This window comes from Thermacetogenium phaeum DSM 12270 (assembly GCF_000305935.1).
GTDB classification, from domain to species: Bacteria; Bacillota; DSM-12270; order Thermacetogeniales; family Thermacetogeniaceae; genus Thermacetogenium; species Thermacetogenium phaeum.
This window is the reverse complement of record NC_018870.1, coordinates 1,508,836-1,529,231: the sequence shown is the minus strand read 5'-3', so window position 1 is coordinate 1,529,231 and position 20,396 is coordinate 1,508,836. Positions and strand designations below refer to the sequence as shown.

At 46.1% G+C, this 20,396-nt stretch carries 22 protein-coding genes, 1 tRNA gene and 1 other annotated feature; of the genes, 20 read left to right on the top strand and 3 right to left on the bottom strand.

From position 1 onward, the window contains the following. The first annotated feature begins 88 nt into the window (after positions 1–88). The 6 genes from TPH_RS07555 to TPH_RS07530 all read left to right on the top strand — a co-directional run bounded on the left by TPH_RS07555 (position 89) and on the right by TPH_RS07530 (position 6,942). The gene (locus TPH_RS07555; protein ID WP_015050599.1) at positions 89–2,059 is read left to right on the top strand and encodes a hydrogenase iron-sulfur subunit; all 1,971 of its coding nucleotides are present in this window, start codon (positions 89–91) and stop codon (positions 2,057–2,059) included. Continuing rightward, positions 2,056–2,727, top strand: coding sequence for a methylenetetrahydrofolate reductase C-terminal domain-containing protein (locus tag TPH_RS07550; RefSeq protein ID WP_015050598.1), 672 nt, complete (start codon positions 2,056–2,058; stop codon positions 2,725–2,727). The genes TPH_RS07555 and TPH_RS07550 overlap by 4 nt, the downstream gene beginning before the upstream one ends. Next, entirely contained in the window at positions 2,714–3,655 is a 942-nt protein-coding gene (locus TPH_RS07545; protein WP_015050597.1) for a methylenetetrahydrofolate reductase, read from the top strand. Before TPH_RS07550 ends, TPH_RS07545 begins: the two co-directional genes overlap by 14 nt. Positions 3,656–3,681: 26 nt before the next feature. After that, positions 3,682–4,695 (top strand): FAD-dependent oxidoreductase, encoded by a 1,014-nt coding sequence (locus tag TPH_RS07540; RefSeq protein WP_015050596.1) that lies wholly within the window; start codon positions 3,682–3,684, stop codon positions 4,693–4,695. Between the two features lie 108 nt (positions 4,696–4,803). Further along, the gene (locus tag TPH_RS07535) at positions 4,804–5,460 is read left to right on the top strand and encodes a hypothetical protein (protein ID WP_148275877.1); all 657 of its coding nucleotides are present in this window, start codon (positions 4,804–4,806) and stop codon (positions 5,458–5,460) included. Between the two features lie 9 nt (positions 5,461–5,469). Continuing rightward, positions 5,470–5,688 (top strand) — a binding site (T-box leader). 42 nt (positions 5,689–5,730) lie between these two features. Next, on the top strand, positions 5,731–6,942 hold the full coding sequence (locus TPH_RS07530; RefSeq protein ID WP_015050594.1) for an aminotransferase class I/II-fold pyridoxal phosphate-dependent enzyme: 1,212 nt from the start codon (positions 5,731–5,733) through the stop codon (positions 6,940–6,942). A gap of 21 nt (positions 6,943–6,963) precedes the next feature. Here the strand turns inward: TPH_RS07530 and TPH_RS07525 are convergent, their stop codons facing one another. Beyond that, on the bottom strand, positions 6,964–7,785 hold the full coding sequence (locus TPH_RS07525) for a hypothetical protein (protein ID WP_015050593.1): 822 nt from the start codon (positions 7,783–7,785) through the stop codon (positions 6,964–6,966). Here TPH_RS07525 and TPH_RS07520 point away from each other — a divergent pair. The 6 genes from TPH_RS07520 (at position 7,777) to TPH_RS07500 (ending at position 12,816) form a co-directional block, all read left to right on the top strand. Continuing rightward, the gene (locus TPH_RS07520) at positions 7,777–8,703 is read left to right on the top strand and encodes a DnaD domain-containing protein (RefSeq protein ID WP_028990966.1); all 927 of its coding nucleotides are present in this window, start codon (positions 7,777–7,779) and stop codon (positions 8,701–8,703) included. The two genes, TPH_RS07525 and TPH_RS07520, sit on opposite strands and share 9 nt — an antisense overlap. Positions 8,704–8,730: 27 nt before the next feature. After that, the gene (locus tag TPH_RS07515) at positions 8,731–9,516 is read left to right on the top strand and encodes an ATP-binding protein (protein WP_015050591.1); all 786 of its coding nucleotides are present in this window, start codon (positions 8,731–8,733) and stop codon (positions 9,514–9,516) included. Positions 9,517–9,532: 16 nt separating this feature from the next. After that, positions 9,533–10,357, top strand: coding sequence for a polyamine aminopropyltransferase (gene speE / locus TPH_RS07510; protein WP_015050590.1), 825 nt, complete (start codon positions 9,533–9,535; stop codon positions 10,355–10,357). 95 nt (positions 10,358–10,452) lie between these two features. Continuing rightward, positions 10,453–11,550 carry a histidinol-phosphate transaminase gene (gene hisC / locus TPH_RS07505; RefSeq protein WP_236608864.1) on the top strand — a complete coding sequence of 366 codons (1,098 nt, stop codon included), beginning with the start codon at positions 10,453–10,455 and terminating at the stop codon, positions 11,548–11,550. Positions 11,551–11,577: 27 nt separating this feature from the next. Beyond that, the gene (locus TPH_RS14775; protein ID WP_248642574.1) at positions 11,578–11,742 is read left to right on the top strand and encodes a DUF2197 domain-containing protein; all 165 of its coding nucleotides are present in this window, start codon (positions 11,578–11,580) and stop codon (positions 11,740–11,742) included. Positions 11,743–11,925: 183 nt separating this feature from the next. Continuing rightward, positions 11,926–12,816 carry a coiled-coil domain-containing protein gene (locus TPH_RS07500; RefSeq protein ID WP_015050587.1) on the top strand — a complete coding sequence of 297 codons (891 nt, stop codon included), beginning with the start codon at positions 11,926–11,928 and terminating at the stop codon, positions 12,814–12,816. Between the two features lie 8 nt (positions 12,817–12,824). Here TPH_RS07500 and TPH_RS07495 read toward each other — a convergent pair. Beyond that, positions 12,825–12,899, bottom strand: a tRNA-Arg gene (locus TPH_RS07495). 183 nt (positions 12,900–13,082) lie between these two features. Between TPH_RS07495 and TPH_RS07490 the strand changes: the two genes are divergently transcribed. Beyond that, a complete protein-coding gene (locus TPH_RS07490) occupies positions 13,083–13,745 on the top strand; it encodes a DUF3786 domain-containing protein (protein WP_015050586.1) in 663 nt (220 codons plus the stop codon). A gap of 159 nt (positions 13,746–13,904) precedes the next feature. On the opposite strand, the gene TPH_RS07485 is transcribed toward TPH_RS07490, so the two are convergent. Beyond that, the gene (locus TPH_RS07485; RefSeq protein WP_015050585.1) at positions 13,905–14,285 is read right to left on the bottom strand and encodes a TIGR04086 family membrane protein; all 381 of its coding nucleotides are present in this window, start codon (positions 14,283–14,285) and stop codon (positions 13,905–13,907) included. A 152-nt stretch (positions 14,286–14,437) separates the two neighbouring features. Between TPH_RS07485 and TPH_RS07480 the strand changes: the two genes are divergently transcribed. From TPH_RS07480 to nuoE, 7 genes are all read left to right on the top strand, one after another. Next, positions 14,438–15,382: a GGDEF domain-containing response regulator gene (locus TPH_RS07480; RefSeq protein WP_015050584.1), complete on the top strand. Its 945-nt coding sequence runs from the start codon at positions 14,438–14,440 to the stop codon at positions 15,380–15,382. A 20-nt stretch (positions 15,383–15,402) separates the two neighbouring features. Beyond that, entirely contained in the window at positions 15,403–15,843 is a 441-nt protein-coding gene (locus tag TPH_RS07475; RefSeq protein ID WP_015050583.1) for a Fur family transcriptional regulator, read from the top strand. A 192-nt stretch (positions 15,844–16,035) separates the two neighbouring features. After that, on the top strand, positions 16,036–17,022 hold the full coding sequence (locus TPH_RS07470; RefSeq protein ID WP_015050582.1) for a tetratricopeptide repeat protein: 987 nt from the start codon (positions 16,036–16,038) through the stop codon (positions 17,020–17,022). A gap of 163 nt (positions 17,023–17,185) precedes the next feature. After that, positions 17,186–17,749, top strand: coding sequence for a GTP cyclohydrolase I FolE (folE, locus tag TPH_RS07465; protein ID WP_015050581.1), 564 nt, complete (start codon positions 17,186–17,188; stop codon positions 17,747–17,749). A gap of 120 nt (positions 17,750–17,869) precedes the next feature. Continuing rightward, positions 17,870–18,658, top strand: coding sequence for a 5'/3'-nucleotidase SurE (gene surE, locus TPH_RS07460; RefSeq protein WP_015050580.1), 789 nt, complete (start codon positions 17,870–17,872; stop codon positions 18,656–18,658). Between the two features lie 263 nt (positions 18,659–18,921). Next, complete coding sequence (locus TPH_RS07450; protein WP_015050578.1) at positions 18,922–19,863, top strand: AAA family ATPase; 942 nt, start codon at positions 18,922–18,924, stop codon at positions 19,861–19,863. Next, positions 19,844–20,395 (top strand): NADH-quinone oxidoreductase subunit NuoE, encoded by a 552-nt coding sequence (gene nuoE / locus TPH_RS07445; RefSeq protein WP_015050577.1) that lies wholly within the window; start codon positions 19,844–19,846, stop codon positions 20,393–20,395. The genes TPH_RS07450 and nuoE overlap by 20 nt, the downstream gene beginning before the upstream one ends. Position 20,396: the final 1 nt, after the last annotated feature.

The following is a 20,396-nucleotide window of genomic DNA, read 5'->3' as shown; positions in this document are numbered from 1 at the left end:
CTGCCGTTAAGCAGGACCTCACTAAAAACATTTGGTTATCTGTAAGTGGGGTGTGAGAAAAGTTCGTTTTTCAATAGGGGGAAACTCAATGAGCGAAAAGAAGAATATCAGACTGGGTATCTACCTCTGTGACTGTGATGGTAAATTGAAAGATTCCATCGATCTGAACAAAGTTAAAACAGTTATTCAGAGTGAAGCCGATTTTGAGTATATTCGGGTGGCCAGTGTTCTTTGCGGAAAGCTGGAGCAGGAAAAGATGGACAAAGAGATTGATAAGTATTCCCTCAATCGTCTACTAATTGCCGGCTGTACAGATTCCACTGTCAAACGGCAGTTCTTACAGCTAGCTGAGGTAAAAGGGATCAGCCGTTATGAAGTAGAGTTTGTTGAGCTGACAGTTCCCGGAAGGGATAGCACCGAGGGGGCGATAGCAACCATCAACGAAGTTCTCTCACAGCTCCATGCCCGCAGTGAAATTTATCTTGAGGAGATCGATGTTCTACCCAATGTTTTGGTGATCGGTGCCGGCCGGGAAGGGGCTGCTGCTGCGCTGGCGATTGCCGAAGGTCAGCCTGTTACGGTGATCGACAATGAGGGAACTCATGAGGGAATAGCTCAGGTCCAGGGAAGAAAAAACATAACCGTCAAAACAGGGGTCAAAGTCATCGGGCTTGACGGATTTCCGGGCAACTTTTTGGTCCGTTTTTTGGACAATGGCAAGTACACAAAACAAAGTTTCGGGTCGATCGTGATCGCTCTCGAGGCTCAACCGGTTTACGATAAGAGTAAGTACGATGGTGTAGAACCGGGAGATCGAATCTTGACGCTGTCTCAGTTTCTGAAAGGAGAAGGGGATTATGCCGGTCAGAAGATCACCTTTGTTTTAGGTAAAGCCGATAAGGATTCACTTCTTTCCTGCGCTGCGGTTCTATCGAAAGCAATTGCGCTAAAAGAACGGGGGGCTGAAGAGGTTAATGTTCTCTACGAAGATATGAAGGTGTCTGCCGATCGGTTGGAACAGGATTATGAGCGAGCACGCGCCCGAGGTGTGAATTTTTTAAAGTATAGCGAGGATTTGCAAATTCTTACTACTGTCGTTGCGGCAACAGTTCGCTACAAAGAACCTTTTCTCGCCAAGCGAGTCAAGCTGGTAACGGATTATCTCGTATTGGCCGAGGATTATCTGCCGGCACAGGGGACCGCGGAACTCGCTGCGGCTCTGGATCTAAGGCTGGGGCCGGGCGGGTTTTTCCAGGAGGATAATGTTCATTTTCTGCCTATTAAATCAAACCGAGAGGGTATCTTCTTCGTCGGTAGCTGCCATGGCCCCATTCACGGGGTTGATCTGGATAAAGAGATCGCAGCTGTAAAGGCTGAAGTGGGCAAGTTTGCCGGCGGTAAGGTCAGAGTGCCTGCTCTGCAACCGCGCGTTACAGCAGAGAAGTGCGCTGTATGCCTTACCTGCTACCGGAGTTGCCCTCATCATGCTATTGAAATAATTCATGATCAGTCACTCAACAATATGTATCATTCGGCAGCGAGAATGAACCCACTGGCTTGCCGTCGCTGCGGAACTTGTGCTGGGGAATGCCCGGGAAAGGCTATTCAGTTGCCCTTCTATTCTGACCAGGAGATACTTGTTAAGGTTTCCCGTCCTCCTAAATTGGTTGCCTATGCCTGCGAGAACTCCGGCGCACTGGCGGCTGAGTTTGCGAAGGAACTCGAGCCGGGTATCCAAGAGAATCTTCAGATAGTGCCGGTACCCTGTTCCGGTAAAATCGACGCCCTTTACCTGCTTAAGGCGCTGGAGCGAGGCGCAGATGGAGTATTGTTGCTCGTCTGCCATAAAGGAAACTGCAAATATGTGTGGGGCAATGAAAGGGCTGAAAAGCGCAAAGAGCAGGTGCGCAGGAGGTTAGAGGAGATCGGTTTAGAGGGGGATCGCGTCGAGATCGTACATATCGCCGCCAACCAGGGCAATCAGTTTAATGATATTGTACGCTCGATGGCTGCTCGTATTCACCAGTTAGGAACAAATCCGGGGAAGGTGATAAAATGATCGTTGTTGAGAATAAACCTGTTGAAGAGATACTCCAAATGATCGCACCTTATAAAAAGATTTTAATAGCCGGTTGCTATGGCTGTGTTACTGTTTGCCTGGCCGGTGGGGAAAAAGAGGTCGGTTTGCTTGCCTCCCAGATTAGGATGGCCCGCAGCAAAGAAGGCAACGAAATCGAGGTGCTCGAACAGACTGTAGAGCGCCAGTGTGACAAGGAGTATTTGCTGAAATTCCAGGACAATGCCAGGGAAGTGGAAGCGATCGTTTCGCTCGCCTGTGGAATCGGAATTCAGTACCTTGCCGAAATTTACGAGCCCATTCCGGTTTATCCGGGTGTAAACACCCAATTCCTGGGGGCCAACCGCGATATAGGAAAATGGGAAGAGTTCTGTATGGCGTGCGGCGAGTGCGTTCTTGACAAAACAGGTGGCATCTGCCCGATAGCACGCTGCTCCAAACACCTATTAAACGGTCCCTGCGGAGGATCCCAGTACGGTAAATGCGAAGTATCTAAAGATGTGGACTGCGGCTGGCACTTAATCTACGAACGGCTCAAAGCACTTGGCCAGCTGGATAAGATGGCGGAATTTATCCCGGCCAAGAACTGGCACCGAGATAAGGGCCCGAGAAAACTGGTGAAGGAGGAATTGACCCTTGAAAGAGATTAATCCTGAAAAGCTGAAAGCTGGCAGCAACCTGGAAAAGGTATTGGTTTCGGGTCAGTTTGCCTGTACCGGAGAAATTGGTCCTCCAACCTATGCAAGCTTTGATGTGATCGATAAACACGCTGAGGAAATGCGGGGCCTTGTCGACTCCATCAACTTCACCGACAACCAAACAGCCGTTGTGCGGCTTTCCAGTTGGGCGGCTTCTGTGCATTTGATTCAGTTAGGTTTAGAACCCAATCTGCAGATGGTCTGCAGAGACCGCAACCGTCTGGCCATGCAGAGCGATTTGCTGGGGGCTTATGCTTTAGGCGTTCGCAATGTCCTCTGCCTTACCGGTGATCACCAGGCTTTCGGTAACCACCCCGGATGCAAAGGCGTCTTCGATGTTGATTCTGTTCAGCTGATCCATATGTTGAAGAGGCTGCGTGACGACGGATGCTTTGAGTGCGGGGCGGAATGTAAAGTTCCACCTAAGTTCTTCATCGGCTGTGCCGAAAACCCCTTCGGAGATCCCTTTGAGTTCCGGGCTATTCGCCTGGAAAAGAAGATCGAAGCTGGGGCCGACTTTGTGCAGACGCAGTGCATCCTGGATATGGAGAGATTTGAGCTCTTTATGGAGAAGGTGCGCGAGCGCGGCCTGCATAAGCGTGCCTATATCTGCGCCGGAATCATGCCGGTAAAATCACCCAGGATGGCGCGCTACATGCAGACAGGGGTTCCCGGAATGCTGGTCTCTGAGGAATTCTGCCAGCGACTGGAAAAGGCGGAAGACCCTAAGGCAGAAGCGGTTGAAATATCTGTCGAATATATCAAGAGGTGCCAGCAAATCGAAGGCGTAGCAGGTGTCCACATTATGGCCGTTGCTTGGGAGTCAATTGTGCCTACAATTGTTAAAAAAGCCGGTCTCGCTCCCAGGCCGACCTTTTAACAGTGCGGCAACGGGAGGGGTGCAATTTGGAAAAGAAAAGGGTGCTTGTTATCGGTGGTGGTACCGCAGGAATGACCAGCGCTCTGGAAATGGCCGAGCGCGGGATTGAGGTAATTCTAATTGAAAAGGAAAAGGAGATCGGCGGCAGGGCTGCTACATATTGCTGCAAGGCAACGGATGAATGCAATCGCTGTGCTGCATGCCTGGTTCTACAACAGAGGGACGATGTGTTGAAGGAGCCCAGTATTCAAGTCTACACAGATGCTCGTATAACAAAGATCGGCAAGAACGGAAGGGGTTTTCAGGCGACTATCATCAGCAGTGATGCCACCGTGAATTTGGAAGTAGGTGCTGTAATCCTGGCAACAGGTTTTGATCCTTACGATCTTAGCAAAAGAAGTGAATTTGCTTATGGTCTTGAAAAAAATGTAGTCACTGGACTGGAACTGGAGAAAGCCATCAAGGAGAAGGGAAGCATTACTGCTGCCTACGGAGCAGGAATTAAAAGGATAGGGTTTGTTCAGTGTGTGGGAAGTCGGGATCTTTCCATCGGCAACGGGTATTGCTCAAGAGTATGCTGTATGTACGCCGCTAAGCTTGCTAAAGTGATTCGTCATGAACTGCCTGAGTCTGAAATTGATATATTTTACATGGACTTCCAGACTTTTGGCAAAGGGTTCAGCGCTTTTAAAGAAACTCTGCAGGAGACAGACAAGGTTAGACTGGTTCGGGGTATTCCCTCAAAAATTTACGGGTTCCCCTACGACCGGCTGACACTGCGCTATGCGGAATCTCAGGGCGGCAAGCAGTGCGAAGAGAAGTACGATTTGATCGTCCTTTCCCTCGCTATAACCCCGACGAAGGAGAGCAGGGAGTTGGCGGAGCAGTTGAACGTAGACTTAGATTCGTACGGCTTTATGACCGCAGGGCCTGAAGGTGTTTTCCTTGCCGGTGTCTGTGAGGGGCCGAAAGACATACCTCAGACAATTGGCCATGCGAAAGCCGCTGCTGGAGCTGCTTACCGTTACCTGTGCAGTTGATCTGTTATTAAGGAGTGCCCCCGGTAGTTCTTACTACCTGGGGGTTTTTATTTTGGAATAAAATAACTGGCGCCGGAATAATGATCTTATGGAGAAGGTACAAGGTGGGTGAGGGATATGTCATATGAAGAAAAATTTCCCGAAAAGCAGATCCTGGACATGGTGGACCGGCTTGCAGCAATAATCGGATCTCTCAGAAAAAAGGAGTATGATAAAGAAAAGTTAAGAGAGGGGCATCTTTGTACACAAAAACTCCTGGCTATGCTCGAACAATTGATCGGCTCGCACGAGGAATACCTGAAAGAGGCTGTAAAAGAATTGGTCAGACAGAGGATGAGCGGCGAGGAGTGGAATCCGGGTGTTGAAAATATTCTTGATGATTTTTACAGGCAGGTGCGCAATACCCTTGATTCCGGTCCTCAACCGGATGACGATTTCCGGACCGAAACGGCGGTAAAAAGTCCGCCGGATAAACTGGGTCGCGCCATAAATTATTTATTCCCCCGTTGCAATGTCATTAAAGGCTTCAGGCATAGAGATCGGTTTTATCAGTACTATCTTCCTGAACTCAATCTGGCAGTTCTGGACTGTTCTGAGGTGAAGAGTAGTGCTAGGAAACTGAATAGGGGATGCAGCGATAAGCAAGCAGGTATCAGAGTTGTTGCTGTTGACTGCCGGATGTTGCCGTGCTCCCGTGAAATAGCTCGAGCGATAAAAAGGCAGGTTGACACTGGCGGGATCTCTATGCTAAAATCAGGCCAATAACAGAATAATGTATTACCCGTGAAGGGGAAGAGTAGGTGTCATCTGCCTCTAAAAGCGAGCCGGTGAGGGTGAGAGACCGGTAGAGCAGAGCACTGAAGGCCGCCCTGGAGGTGCCTGCTGAAAGGGTTTTACCCGAGTAAGCGAGGACGGTCTCACCGTTAAAAGAGCAAGAGTTGGACCTTTCCATAAGGTCAATTAGGGTGGTACCGCGGAAACCCCGTCCCTTTGGGACGGGGTTTTTATATTATGAGGCAGAAAGAGGGAGTAAGGATGAATGAGAGGAGAATTATGCAAGAGAAGAATAAAGAAGGATTTGTATCCGATATTGTGCGGAATCTTCCGCCATCAGGAATTCGCAAATTCTTTGATCTCATAGCCCGTACCTCCGGAGTTATTTCCCTTGGGGTAGGGGAACCAGATTTTATCACACCGGAGGTTATTCGCGCCGCCTGCCGTAAGGCTTTACAGGAAGGCAGGACAAAATATACCTCCAACGGAGGAATGCCGGAGCTCCGTCAGGCAATTACTTGTTACTTAAAGAGGTTTGACTTAAATTATGAAGCTGAAAATATCCTGGTTACCGTTGGTGTTAGTGAAGCTGTGGATCTCGTCTTACGAGCGATTGTCAACCCCGGCGATGAGATATTAATTGCAGAGCCCTGTTATGTGTCTTATGTTCCCAGCACAAAACTCGCAGGTGGAGTTCCGGTAATAGTCCCTACCAGTGCTGAGGATGAATTCAAGATCAAAAAAAAGGATTTAATTGCCAGGATTACCCCCAAATCCAAAGCGATTATTATATCCTATCCCAATAACCCAACTGGTGCCATTATGGAGCGAGCCGATCTGGAAGAGATAGCACAGGTGGCGAGGAAGTACAACCTGCTAGTTATTTCTGATGAGGTTTATGCTGAACTAACATACGGAACAAAGCACATCAGTATTGCCTCTCTACCCGGCATGCAGGAGAGGACAATCCTGCTCAACGGGTTTTCCAAAGCTTTTGCCATGACAGGCTGGCGCCTTGGTTTTGCTGCAGGACCGGCGGAGATAATTGAGGCCATGCTCAAAATTCATCAATATACAATGCTTTGCGCTCCATCGATCAGCCAGTGCGCTGCTTTGGCTGCTTTGCAAGAAGGATTTCCCTTTATTGAAGAAATGGTTTCCTCATATGACAAAAGGAGACAACTTATGGTTCACGGTTTGACAGAGCTGGGGCTGACCTGCTATCGTCCCAGGGGTGCATTTTATGTTTTTCCTAGTATTAAAGAAACGGGAATGAGTTCTGAAGAATTCTGCGAAAAGTTGTTATTCGAAGAAAAAGTTGCCGTAGTTCCTGGGAATGCCTTTGGCCAAAGCGGTGAAGGTTTTGTTCGCTGCTGTTATGCAGCAGCGCAAAATGAGATCGAGGAGGCCCTGGAAAGGATAGAGCGGTTTTTACGCCGGCTTCGGAGATTACCGAGAACGGCTATTGTATAAGGCACTTGCGGCGATTTTTCCTTATTTTGTTTTGTATATTAATGTTAAGGCTTCTTGGTAGCTTACAGCCAGCAGACGCCTAATAAAGGGGTGCTTTGTCCAGGGAATGACTTCTCCGAGTGTGATGAATACTGCCGAGGCCTTCTTTACCAATGAGATGTCAGGGCATCTTCTAATGAAATTAGCCAGTGTAAAAAGAATCTGTTGTTTGCGGGATAGATTAAGAAAGAGCTCTAACTTATACTCATCAGCAGCAGTGAAGGTATATTTGGAAATGGCATTCCAGAAAGGTGCCATTTCTGGTGCAGTAAAGTAGACACCGCTAAAATCGGGGAGCTCTGCCAGCAGCTCTGCCTGCTCCATGTAAAAAGGTAGATTGGACAGTAGTTCCTCCTGCGATTCCGGTATCAACTTCCGATAATAGGGATTCGTTTTCAGCAGGTTCAGGTTCTTGAAAAGTAAGAAACGATGTTGAGGTGAGGCTTTTGGGCTATTGATGGCAAGTATCAGAACTTCTTTGATGATAAAGCGTGCCTCCCTGCTGAGGACGAATTCACTATCCGACAATACCTCTCTTTCCATAGCATTCTGTAAGATGGTTGTGTATTCGGCAAAACCCCGGTAAATGTCTTCAAATTTCGTTATAAAAAAGCGTCGCAGGGCCGAAAACGAGTTAATAGCAGGATGTGTGGGATAGAAGTCGAAGAAGATTTTATTTAGTACTAGTTCGGGTTGTTGATTGACTAACTGAAGAAATTTTTTTTGTGAGAAAGAGTTGTTGGAATTGTTGAATCTCCAGTCATCCAAAACTTCTGACAGCAAGTTGTTAATATAGTGGCTCATCTTTATTCCTCTTTTTATTCTTGTTTATATAATTTTTTCCTGAATAATCACATTTTATTTATTTTCAAAGAAGGTTTAAAATTATTTCTGGCTGAGGCAGGTTTTTGCAGGAGGCCGGCTAATAATTCAAATAGAAGAATAAAAGGGATGGTATCCATGAAGGACTGCGGCAGGTTTCATATACCGGCACTCTTCAGCAAAGACTTTTTTGCGGCGGGGTTTACGCTGATACCCAATTTGCTTCTTAAGTATAGTGGGAGACTGAATCTCGATGGGACGGATATCTTAGTGGTAATTGCCTTCTGCTATTATCAGCAGACGGGGAAGCATGAACTTGAGATAGCAGATTTTTCTGAGCTTTTGCATATCCCTGAAGTACAGATACAGGAATCTTTGAAAAAAATGTGTGGCCTGGGACTGCTGATCAACTCCGGAAGCTCATTGGATCCGACCGGCCTTTTTCAGAAGATGGCGGATTTGTGGGCTGAAGAAAAGCTTCAGACTATACAGAAAACGCCACAGGAAATTGCAGCAACATTACAGATCCGAGATATGAACGGGAAGGATATAGAAGAAATCTGTCAGCCTGTCCTTAATCTAATCAAAACCTTCGAACAGGAATTCGGCAGGCCTTTAACGCCCATAGAAACAGCGCAGATTGAAAGCTGGTATCGAGATGAAGGTTATTCGGAGGAATTAATTAAAGAGGCATTAAAGCGGGCGGTATTGCGGGGTGTCCTTAATTTAAACTATGTAGACCGGATTTTGTCTCAATGGGCAAAAAAGAACTTACGAACACCTCGTGAGGTTATACAATATGAAAACGAGTTTTTATCAAAACGGCAGAAAAATAAAGAACAGGGCTGTTGGGAGCATCAGAGGATGGGAGACCGTTTTAAGGATATCTACATCACATAGCCGGGTAGGATGAAAATGAGGAGGATTATGGATATCCTTAATAGCTTGCAGAAGTTGCTGCGAAATAAGGGGCAGGAGCAATATTCTCTCAAAGAAAAACCTCGTTGCCTTATCTGCTGTGATCGAGGGGTTATTATCGAGGGAGAAAAGGCCCGTATTTGCCCTTGCGTTAAACAACAATATTTAGAGCGGCGATACGCTTATGCTAATATTACGCCGGAGATCAGTTCCTACACCTTTGAAGGGTTTTCTCTTGACTATTACCAGGGGGAGCACAGGGAAAGGGCTGCCCGGGTTCTCCAGGGAGCTCGCCAGTTCGTCCAAGATTACTTAAGAAATAAGAAGACGCCTGGGCTTTTATTAACAGGCGATGTAGGTTCAGGTAAAACGTACCTTGCAGGAGCGATTGCCAATTACCTGCTTCAAAAAGGGGTTCAAGTTCTCTTTCTGGTAGTGCCCGACTTTCTAGATGAGTTAAGGTCGACTTACCATCGTGGAACGCCCGGTGAAGCAGCAGAAATTGATGATGTGGCCTTATTGAACGGAGCACGACGAGTAGAAGTCCTCATATTGGATGATTTGGGAGCACATAACTACACCTCCTGGACCTGTAATAAATTGTACTCGCTTTTCAATTATCGCTTAAATTATCAGTTGCCGGTTATTATTACGACCAATCTTGACCTTTCGGAAATTGAAAAATATCTTGGAAAACGAACAACATCCAGAATTGTTCAGATGTGCAACGTTTATAGGCTAACCGTTGAGGATGATATCAGATATCAAAAGTCACGGGAAAAACGTAAAAATTAAGAGGGAGGTATCTAAGTTGTCTTATCAGTTTGTGGAGGAGCATAGTTCTGCATACAAGGTCCAGTGGGGTATTAACGAGGTCCTCTATTCGGAGAAAACGCCGTATCAAAACCTGTCAATCGTTGACTTTGTTGAGCTAGGCCGTGCCCTGGTCCTGGATGATGCGGTGCAGACGACAATTCAGGATGAGTTTTATTACCACGAAATGATCGCTCATGTGCCTCTCTTTACCCATCCTGATCCGCGGGATGTTCTCATTATTGGAGGCGGAGACGGAGGAACGGCACGAGAGGTTTTAAAACATAAGAGTGTACGAAGGGTTGACCTGGTAGAAATTGATGAACGCGTGATTGCAGCTTGTAAAAAGTACCTTCCTGAAATAAGCTGTTCTTTTGATGATCCCCGCTTAAACGTTATTATCGCTGATGGGGTTGAATATATAAAGAGGCCAGAAAACGAATACGATGTTGTCATCATCGATTCCTCTGATCCGGTTGGGCCTGCCATTGAATTATTTAGCAAGGATTTTTATAAAGATGTTTACCATTCGCTTAGGCCCGACGGCATTATGGTTGCTCAGACGGATTCCCCCTGTTTTAACGCCAAATTCTTTAAGGAAATCTTTTTTAGTATAAGTGCTCAATTTTCCTTAACAAAAGCTTATTTGGTTTGCGTGCCGAGCTATATAAGCGGTTTCTGGAGTTTTACACTCGGCTCCAAGAAGTATAACCCCGTCGAGGATTACCGGAAGGAGCCTGTTATTGCAACTCGTTTTTATACACCGGAATTGCATAAGGCTTCTTTCGTACTGCCCCGATTTATTGAAGAACTGCTTAAATAATATAATCTTAATAATCTTACTGCCGTCGATTTGCAGCAGGAGATTATCAATTTTTGGAGAAGATAAATGTTTAGGAGGGGTAAGAATTGGATGATGTGAACAGACTGGGACGCCGGGCGATATTTGATCTTAAACCATACGTACCTGGCAAACCGATTGAAGAAGTTGAGCGAGAATACGGAATTACCGGGGTCATTAAATTGGCGTCTAATGAAAATCCGCTGGGGCCATCTCCTGCTGCATTGAATGCCCTGAAGGATGCTATAAATAAGGTCCATAACTATCCGGATGGCAATTGTTATTATTTAAAGAAAGAACTAGCAAACAGCTTACATTTACCTGAGGATCACTTTATCATCGGCAATGGTACCGACGAGATTCTTAAGATGTTGGGAGAAACCTTCCTGAATCCGAGGGAACGTGTTATCTTCGCATGGCCGTCTTTTTCGGAGTACGATTTTATCACCAGATTAATGGGTGCCAGACCTGTAACGGTCCCGCTGAGGAACTTTGTTCATGATCTGGATGAAATAGCCCGGCAGGTAGATGAAGAGACGAAGCTGATCTTTATCTGCAATCCCAATAACCCCACAGGTACTATAGTGGACGGTCAGGATTTGCGTCTGTTCTTAAATCAAATTCCCTCAGGTGTTCTGGTGGTTGTTGATGAAGCATATTATGAGTATGTGACCGCCCCTCAATACACCAGTGCAGTTGAGCTGGTGAAAGAGGATGAGCGGGTCATTGTGCTGCGGACATTTTCGAAAATATATGGGTTGGCGGGGCTGCGAGTAGGCTATGGTATAGCCGCACCGAAGATCATTCAATTAATTAACAGAGTGCGGGAGCCGTTCAATGTTAATCTGCTTGCCCAAAAGGCAGCTGTAGCGGCTTTGCAGGATAAGGAATTTCTGCAACAAAGCAGGGATGTGGTTCTGAAAGGAAAAGAATACCTTTATGATTCCTTTGCCAGGCTTAAGTTGGAGTATGTTCCATCGGAGGCCAACTTTATTTTCTTGAACCTAAAAAGGGATTCCCGGGAGGTTTTCATGTCCCTGCTGAAAGAAGGTATTATTGTGAGAACTGGGGACATATTCGGTTATCCTACGTGGATTAGGGTTACAGTAGGCACACCGGAGCAAAATAAGCGCTTTATCGCCAGTCTGGAAAAGATTTTGGATGATCGGGTGTGATTTCTTGAGGGGTGTTTTCTTTTGGAAGTGCGCTGCGCCCTTTGCGGAAAGAAAGAAATCATTACAGACGCCCATAAAGATTATGAAAAACTCGAGAAGAATCCGAACTCAACCTACTTTTGTGATCTTTGTTTGGCCAAGCTGCAGTATGATGCTTTAGAGTACAATAAGCCCAAAAAACCTATTGGCTGATATTCGCGAAAAGCCAACAGAATAAGAATAAAATTAAGGTTCAGGGTTTATAAACCCTGAATTTTGTTTTTAAAAAGTTATTAAGGTACCGGTATTTCGTCAGCATATTCCATATTTACCGAAGGATTCCAGGCGGTAGATAGCGAAGATCCCTCCTAATTAAAAAAGAGGAGGTTGGTAAGGGTGGCTAAAGTTAAGCCCGAACGCAAGATTTCAGAAGTTTTTAACGGTCGCGGTCGAGACGAAGACTTTACCTGGGAGCTGGGGGAGGATTTCAGGGATAATGACCTGAAGAAAAACAGTTCGGTAAAAGAAAAAAAACAGGACATGGGATTGGATCTTGCCGAAAAAAACAAAGTAATCAATGCTCTACGCAAACAAACTGAAGAACTTGTTCGTGCTCTGGAGGAAAAAGAAAAAAAGCTACATGAGGCCCAAATTCTAATCAAAACCATGGAGGCGAATCTCCATCAGCTGGAAGGGGAACGTCGTCAGTTTCTGGAGAGGATAGAGGAATACGGTAAAGAAATCGCCAAGCTTCAGGATAAATACTCGCAGGCAGAGGAGGATATTAAGAATCTAACCGGTCAGCTAAAGTCACGTACTCAGGAGAATATCCTGTTAAATAAAGAGAATAGGGATCTGCAACGCGATAACAATCATCTCCAGGAAACCGTTGCCTTGCAGGAGGAGAAGATAAGGAACCTGGAAAGAGAATTAAGCCAGTTCGAGCCGGCCAGAGCCGAGATGGAAAAGAAGTATAACCGAGCGCTGGAGAGTTTACGAACTGAGGTCAAAGCCAAACATCAGGAGATATTGAGACTCAGCAAGGAAGTAGCTGAAATGAAAAAAGCATATCAGGCACTTCAGAGAACCAATGAGAATCTGGAATTGGAGCTCGATATGCTTAACACTACGAATATTTCCCTTCAGAAGAAGATAGAAAAAATAACTTTGCAGAACAGCATTTTAGAAAAAAAGCTGCAGAATAAGCTGGTTCGGTTTGTTTTGGCTATTTGTGCTCTCTTCGGCTGGAATCCTGAGCGAAAAGTAAAAAAACTGGATATCTCCTGATAAAAAAATGGCGCGCCCGGCAGGAATCGAACCTGCGCACCTGGCTCCGGAGGCCAGCGCTCTATCCCCTGAGCTACGGGCGCACATCTGTATTTAATTTTACCATGGCCATGAGAATTGTCAACAGAAGCTTTTCTGGCTCTCTCACCGGCTGTAAAAATGTTATTATGCCCTTGAACCCCTTTAACGATTCTTACAGGAATGAGAAGGAAGAACTCGGCCTATAACGAATTAATTAATTAAAACTCATTAAGGGGGGTTAGGGCATGGAAATGAGTAAATTCCAATTTAAAAATAAATCCTTTATGAACTGGGATGTTACGCTGGATGTTGCTCAGAAGCAGCTTGGAGAATTTGCGCCAGAGAATATTGCATTCAGAGCAGGAGTCAAATATTTGGAAAAAGAAAAGGAAATAGTTGTGCCTTTTTTGAATAAAGAGTACCGTGTTCGTTACCCGTCCGGTGAAGTCTATCAGGAACAAGAAGGAGAGGTGCCGGTTGTCAACAAGATATTGATACTTCATTACCTGAACTCAGCAGAAGGTGTCGCTATAAAAAATCGCTGGATATCCTTTAAAGAGCTGCCTGCGGGGCAGATTTATATCAATCCTTTTCATAACAGAGCGATTCGCCCATTGATCAAGTTCTTCGGCGAGCGGCCGGAAAATCTTATAAAAGCGGGTAGTATTTTAGGTGGGGTGCGGGAAAGTTTCGGTGATGTCAGCATACGCATCCCAGTCCTCCCTATGGTTCCCGTCGTCTATGTAATCTGGCGCGGGGATGAGGAATTTCCGGCCTCGGGGAATATCCTTTTTGATGCATCGGCACCGAATTACCTGCCTACGGAGGATTATGCGGTTCTCAGCGGAATGGTGGTCTTTGAACTCAAAAAAATAGCTGACCAACAAAAGGCGGAAAAGGTGTTGTAATGAAAGCACATAAGACGGCACGCTGAATATAATAGGACCAAAAGTTAAACCGAGAGGTGATCCTTTTGAAGGTATATTACATCAAGCTGCCGCGTTTTCTGTTAAGCTTTTTAAAAAGAGTTCTCAATAAATAAAGGTTTTCCTACCTTCTAGCGGGTTTTATGAAAAGGCAATACCACAGGCTCCACCTGCAACTGCTGCCACGAGCGCATAGATTCCTTTTATGCCCAGAGTTGCTGCCGATAAGGCAGCCGGATTGGTTAACAGCAGAATCAAGGAGAAAAAGAGAAAATATGCGATCCCTATTTGGGCACCATAGAGCAATGCCTTGCCCCCCGATTTTTTTGTGGCGAGAAAGCCTCCTGCAAAAGCACCTAAGAGATACAAAACCGTTCCTGCAGGCCTAAGATATAGTTCGGAGAAATTGGTGAAATAGGTACAGGATGCCAGGACGAGGATCCCTAATAGACCGATAAGAATCGCTGCCGTAGTACCAAAGATTAATGGGCTGGTGAGGAGAGATTTTTTTTCTTCCGGCATGAGAGCTCTCACCCTTTCCTTATATCTTTCTTTAAAATTATTACGAGTGGTTCTGCAATATGAAAGATGCCGGTTCTTAATAATTGGAATTTTGTATTCTGGGGTTTTATTGTTTAAGGAAATTTTTAAAAATAGTTATATAATAAAGATCGGTGAGGGCTTTGAGAGTTCAAACCAAGGTTTTAATTGTTGATGACGATCCGATAGTGACTCAATTGATAAAGGATACTCTCGGAAAGGCCGGATTTAGTGTTACTGTTCTTCACGATCCCGGCAAAGCCCTTGCTTTTGCCCAGGAATTGCGCCCGGACATTATTCTAATAGACCGGATTATGCCTGTTATGGACGGTTGTGAGCTCTGCCGAAAGATTCGCGAGAATCACCATACAGCCCATCTTCCGATACTTATGCTTACCTCGCGTTCCGAAACGGCAGATGTAATTGCCGGATTGGAGGCCGGTGCCGATGACTACCTTTGCAAGCCATTTGAACCATTAGAACTGGTAGCCCGGCTGCGCGCCTTACTGCGCCGCATTCAACAAGAGCGATACACAAACCCTTTAAGCGGCTTGAGCGGTAACCCCGCTGTGGAAAAGGAGATTAAAGAACGCATTCTTTCTGGGGAAAAATTTGCCGTCCTGTATATCGATATCGATAACTTCAAATCTTACAATGATACCTACGGGTTTTTGCAGGGGGATGAAGTCATTAAATTTCTGGCAGAGATCCTTGTATCAACAGTCGATAAGAAGGGAACTCCAAATGACTTTTTAGGACATATCGGCGGTGATGACTTTCTCGTGATTACCTTACCTCAAAAGGTAGAGGATATCTGTCATCATCTGATAACCGTTTTTGATGAAGGGATCCAAAGATTTTACAGTAAAGAAGATTGGGAACGCGGCTACGTGCTGACCGTTGATCGGAAAAATAGGGAGCAGCTGTTTCCTATTATAAGCCTTTCAATCGCTGTAGTTTCCAACGAGCACCGTAAAATCGACAGCCACTGGGTGGTAGGGGAGATAGCGGCAGAGCTAAAGAAATATGCAAAAACTTTTCCGGGAAGTATCTTCGTAAAGGACCTCCGCAGGAAATAACCGGATTGGGAGGATTCAAGTTGCAGAACAAATTGAATTCTTATTGTAAAAAATTGCAAGCCAATGCCTATAAAATAACCCCGCAGCGGCAGCTTATTCTGAAAGCGTTGCTAGATCATGCGGATGAACATTTATGCGCTGAAGAACTACATTTAATCGTTAAGAAAGAGGATCCTGAAATCGGACTGGCGACGGTTTATCGAACTCTGGAGCTGCTTGCAGGGCTCGGCATCTTAAACAAGCTTGACTTCGGTAACGGTTGCGCAAGATATGAATTAGCCGAACAGCAATCCCACAACCATCATCATTTGATCTGTGTCAACTGCGGCAGGGTGATTGAGTTTAATGATGATTTGTTGGAAAGCCTGGAAACTTGGATTGAGAAAAAAACAGAATTTCGGATCGTTGATCATCAATTAATTTTTTACGGTTACTGTAAAGAATGCCGGCATAATCAATAAAACTTACTTTATTCTTTTGTGTCAAGCAGAACCTCGTGCGTAAACTAAACGAGGTTCTGTTATTTTTTTCATTATTACAAATTTTTTGTGAATGACGAAGAAAGGGGAAATAAGATGGTAAATATTAGCAGGAAATGACTGCTTCGGTAGAGAACTTATACCCAGCAACGTGGGTTAAAAGGAGGCGGTCTAATGCAGTCATCACCTTTTCGGATAGCAAAAATCTTCAGCCAGCTTCTGTCGCTGTTGGAAAGGTGGAGGCGCAGGGAGAGAGGGAAAAGCTTACAGAAATTGTATTTTGTTCGTACAGAGCCCATTACTCTGCAGTATCACTTTTCTCCGGCAGGTGAGTGCCAGCAGGATTCTCCGGAAAGCTGGTGTTGCCGGGCAGAGGAAATGATAAGTAATGCCTGCTATCGAGAGGCCGAAATATGTTTTGATTGCGCCTTAGAGGTCGAGCCCAGCAACGGAAGGGCTCTTGCCGGTAAGGGATTTTGTTTATATAAACTCGGTGATATTGAGAAAGCTCTCAGCTACTTATTAAAGGCCAGCCAGGCTTCTCCGAAAGATAAGATATTACTGAATAACATTGCTATCTGTTATTGTCACCTGAATTGCTATCGGCAAGCGTTGCAATATCTAGAAAAAGCCCAGAATTTCGGGTTGGTTTCCGAGGCTTTATTAAATAACAAGGGGTACTGCCTGGCCAAGTTGAACCGCCATGCAGAGGCTTGTGCTACCTTCAAAAGTGCCCTTGAAACAAGCCAAGAAGAGAGCGTGGAACTGCTCAGCAATCTGGCTGCGGCATTGCTTAAGTCCGGCAAACCCAAAGAAGCTGTCTATTATTTCGATCTCGCTTTGCACCTTAAACCGGACGAGCCGGTATTATTAAACAACGTCGCCGTCTATCTTGCAGAACAGGGCCGTTTGGATCTTGCATTGAAGTGTTGCAACCAAGCTCTTTCGTTGGATCCGGGCAATTTAACCTTTTTGTGCAATAAAGGAGCCTGCTTAGCGCTGATGGGTAAATATGAAGAGGCTGTTAACTGTCTGAAGAAGGTAATCGCTCAGGATAGGGAAAATTATCATGCCTGGAGTATTATGGCAGTTATACACCAGCGAATGGGAGATCAGGTTAGCGCCCTCAGCTGTTTCAACAAGTCATTGGGCTTGGCTTAGATTATCAATTTAAAAATTTAATATCCTCCTGATTCTTGCAGGATATCCCCCCCCATTGACGAATAAAAGTATGGTTAGTGTTATCGGGAGCCGATATTACCATTTAGCGGTAATATATTAGACCTTCTTCAAGAAAAGCATTGATGGGGGGATCAGAACCAAAGTGGACCGGGAAAAGATCTTGCAGGGGGTACGTTTGATTCTAGAAGGTATCGGTGAAGATCCTGAGCGTGAAGGGCTGCGCGGAACTCCGGATCGCGTTGCTCGTATGTATGAAGAGATATTCTGCGGGTTACACCATGACCCCAAGAAAGAATTGAATGTAATTTTTTCGGAAAATCATAATGAGATGGTTTTAGTTAAGGATATACCCATGTATTCCACCTGTGAGCATCATTTCATGCCCTTTTACGGGAAGGCACATGTGGCCTATATACCGCGACAGGGAAGAATAACCGGTTTGAGCAAGCTGGCCCGGGTAGTCGAATGCCTCTCTAAGAGGCCGCAGCTGCAAGAAAGGTTAACATCGCAGATTGCTGACACGATCATGGAGGCTTTAAATCCCCTGGGAGTGATCGTAGTGATTGAAGCGGAGCATATGTGCATGACCATGAGGGGGGTTAAAAAGGCCGGGTCTAAGACGCTTACCTCTGCGGTACGCGGTATCTTTCAAACAAATGAGGCAACGAGGGCGGAGGCATTTGCGCTGATCAGAGGGGGAAATTAACCTGCAGAAAAACTTCTATGGAGCGCCGGATAAGGCGCTTTATTATTGCCAGCATTGGCAGCTTCTTTATTGCGTATTTCATTGGTTCGCGGTAGACTATATGTTGAGGTTGTGGTGGCCATGAAAAAGTTGAGAATTCTTCTGACAAATGACGACAGCATTTATGCTCCCGGGCTGGCCGTTCTCTGGGATGCCCTTCAGGATATAGCAGAGGTTGACGTAGTGGCGCCGGACCGCGAAAGGAGCGCTACCGGTCATGGAATAACGGTAGATCAACCCCTGCGGGCCGAGCGGATCTCTATGTTTGACGGCAGGGCCTGGGCGGTTAACGGCACACCTGCTGACTGCGTTAAGCTTGCTATCAGTTGTCTCCTTAAGGAGAGGCCCGACCTGGTTATCGCCGGCATCAACAGGGGGCCAAACCTGGGGATTGATGTGCTTTATTCCGGCACTGTATCAGGGGCACTCGAGGGGCTGATTTCCGGGATTGCGGCCTTGGCCGTTTCGGTTACAGATTATCATTCTCCGGATTACAGATATGCCGCCTCATTCACCAGAAAACTTGCCCCCCTGGTGCTGGAAAACGGTTTTTGCCGTGATTCGCTGCTCAATATCAATGTGCCGTCCCTTCCCCCAGAACAAATCCGGGGTGTGAAAGTAACAAGATTGGGCAACCGTAAATACGTCAACTGTTTTGAAACTCGAACGGACCCCAGAGGTAGGGCCTATTACTGGTTAGGCGGAGATGTTATCGATGTCATTGATGATTCTTCGGGGATGGATACAGATGTTGCCACTATTAGGGAAAACATGGTTTCTATTACACCGATCCATATTGATTTAACTAATTACCGGGTGCTGAACATTTTAAAGGATTTATTGGGAGAATTATCAGGGGAAGAGAAGTGATGCTGCTGCTCCTGTTGGGTTTATTTATATTGACGCTGATATTCTTTTTTGTTTTAAACTTCCACCAGATTCGTCGGGGACGCTTTGTATTTCAATGGCGGTCTTTCATCCTTCCTTTTTCTCTGAGCCTGGCTCTCCTCATCGTAGATCTATTCTTAAAGGTTGCCCTTCATTATGCCCTGATTATTTTTGTTTTTGTTGCTGCTTCTTGCTATTTACTGCTGCATCTCCTGGCGAAAAGGAGTAAGCCTGAGAGGTGACCAGTGTTGGAAATAAGTCTCGACACTCTACGGGATGGCTTCGCTCAGATGGGCTATGTCATTAAAGAAGAAGCACTCTCTGTTGTTTACCTGGCCCTGAAGCTGGAAAAGCCGCTGCTTGTCTGCGGTGCTGCCGGGGTTGGAAAAACCGAACTGGCAAAGGCCTTGAGCGGCATCCTGAAGGCCAGGCTGATTCGCCTTCAATGCCATGAAGGGCTTGATGAAAGCAAAGCTATTTATGACTGGAATATCCAGCGGCAGCTCGTCAGGATTCACCTTGCCGGCAAAAACAGGAGAGAGGATACTGAGGATCTCTTTTCTCTTCCTTATATTCTTCAGCGCCCGTTGTTGCAGGCCATCACCCAGGAGGGGCAGGTTCTCTTATTAATCGATGAGATTGACCGTGCAGATCGCTCCTTCGAGGCTTTATTACTGGAAATCCTTTCAGATTTTCAGGTCTCGATTCCGGAGATCGGAACCATTAAAGCTGCCCACAGGCCTGTGGTGGTAATTACCAGTAACGGAGAGAGGGAACTCTCTGAGGCCATTCGCAGGCGTTGCGTCTTTTTATATCTTGATTACCCCGATATTAAAGAAGAGGCGGCGATCCTGCGGCTCCGAGCCTCTGAGGTGATTGATGCCCTCGACGAAAACATTGCGCTGGCGGTAGCCCAGGCGCGCGAACAGGGTTACCGGCTGGGAACTGGATCGTCAGCTGCTCTCGATTGGGCGAGGGCCGTCTTTATATTAAATGCAGACCGTTATCAAAAGGATTATGTGGCTGGAACTCTCGATGCTCTAGCCAGAAACAAAGAGAATATCGTTGCCCATGAGGCGTTTCTGCAGGGGGGTGGTTTTATCGGGCACCTGGCAGGAAAAAGGTCTGAAAGCAGAGAATTGAGAGAGTATCACGAGGGGGGAGGGAATGATAACAGTGGCTCTTAGGGAAGATGAACTGAAAGTAATTCGTGAGGAAACGGAAGCAATCCTTAAGAATCACGAAACCGAGCGCCAGGAATTGATCCCTGTGATCCAGGAGGTACAGGAGAGGCTGGGGTATCTCCCGAAAGAAGCAATGCAGCAAATTGCAGAGGCGATGGGGATCCCTGAAGTTGATGTTTACGGCGTAGCTACTTTTTACAATCAGTTCCGTTTAAATCCGCCTGGTAAACACCAGATTAAGGTTTGTATGGGTACTGCCTGCCATATGATGGGCGGCCACATCATTCTGGACTCCTTTGAGCGCCGATTAGAGATTAAAGAAGGAGAGACTACACCTGACCGGGAATTTAGTTTAGAGCGTGTTGCTTGTGTTGGGTGTTGTGCGCTTGCTCCGGTGGTTGTTGTTGATGAAAAGGTAGAGGCAAAGGTTTCTCCTATTCGGGTCGACGGAATTTTGCTCGCCTTTGAAATGCAGAAAGCGGAGCAGGAGAAGGGCAAGAAAAAGAACCCGGAGGAAGGAGGCCAGGAGAATTGAG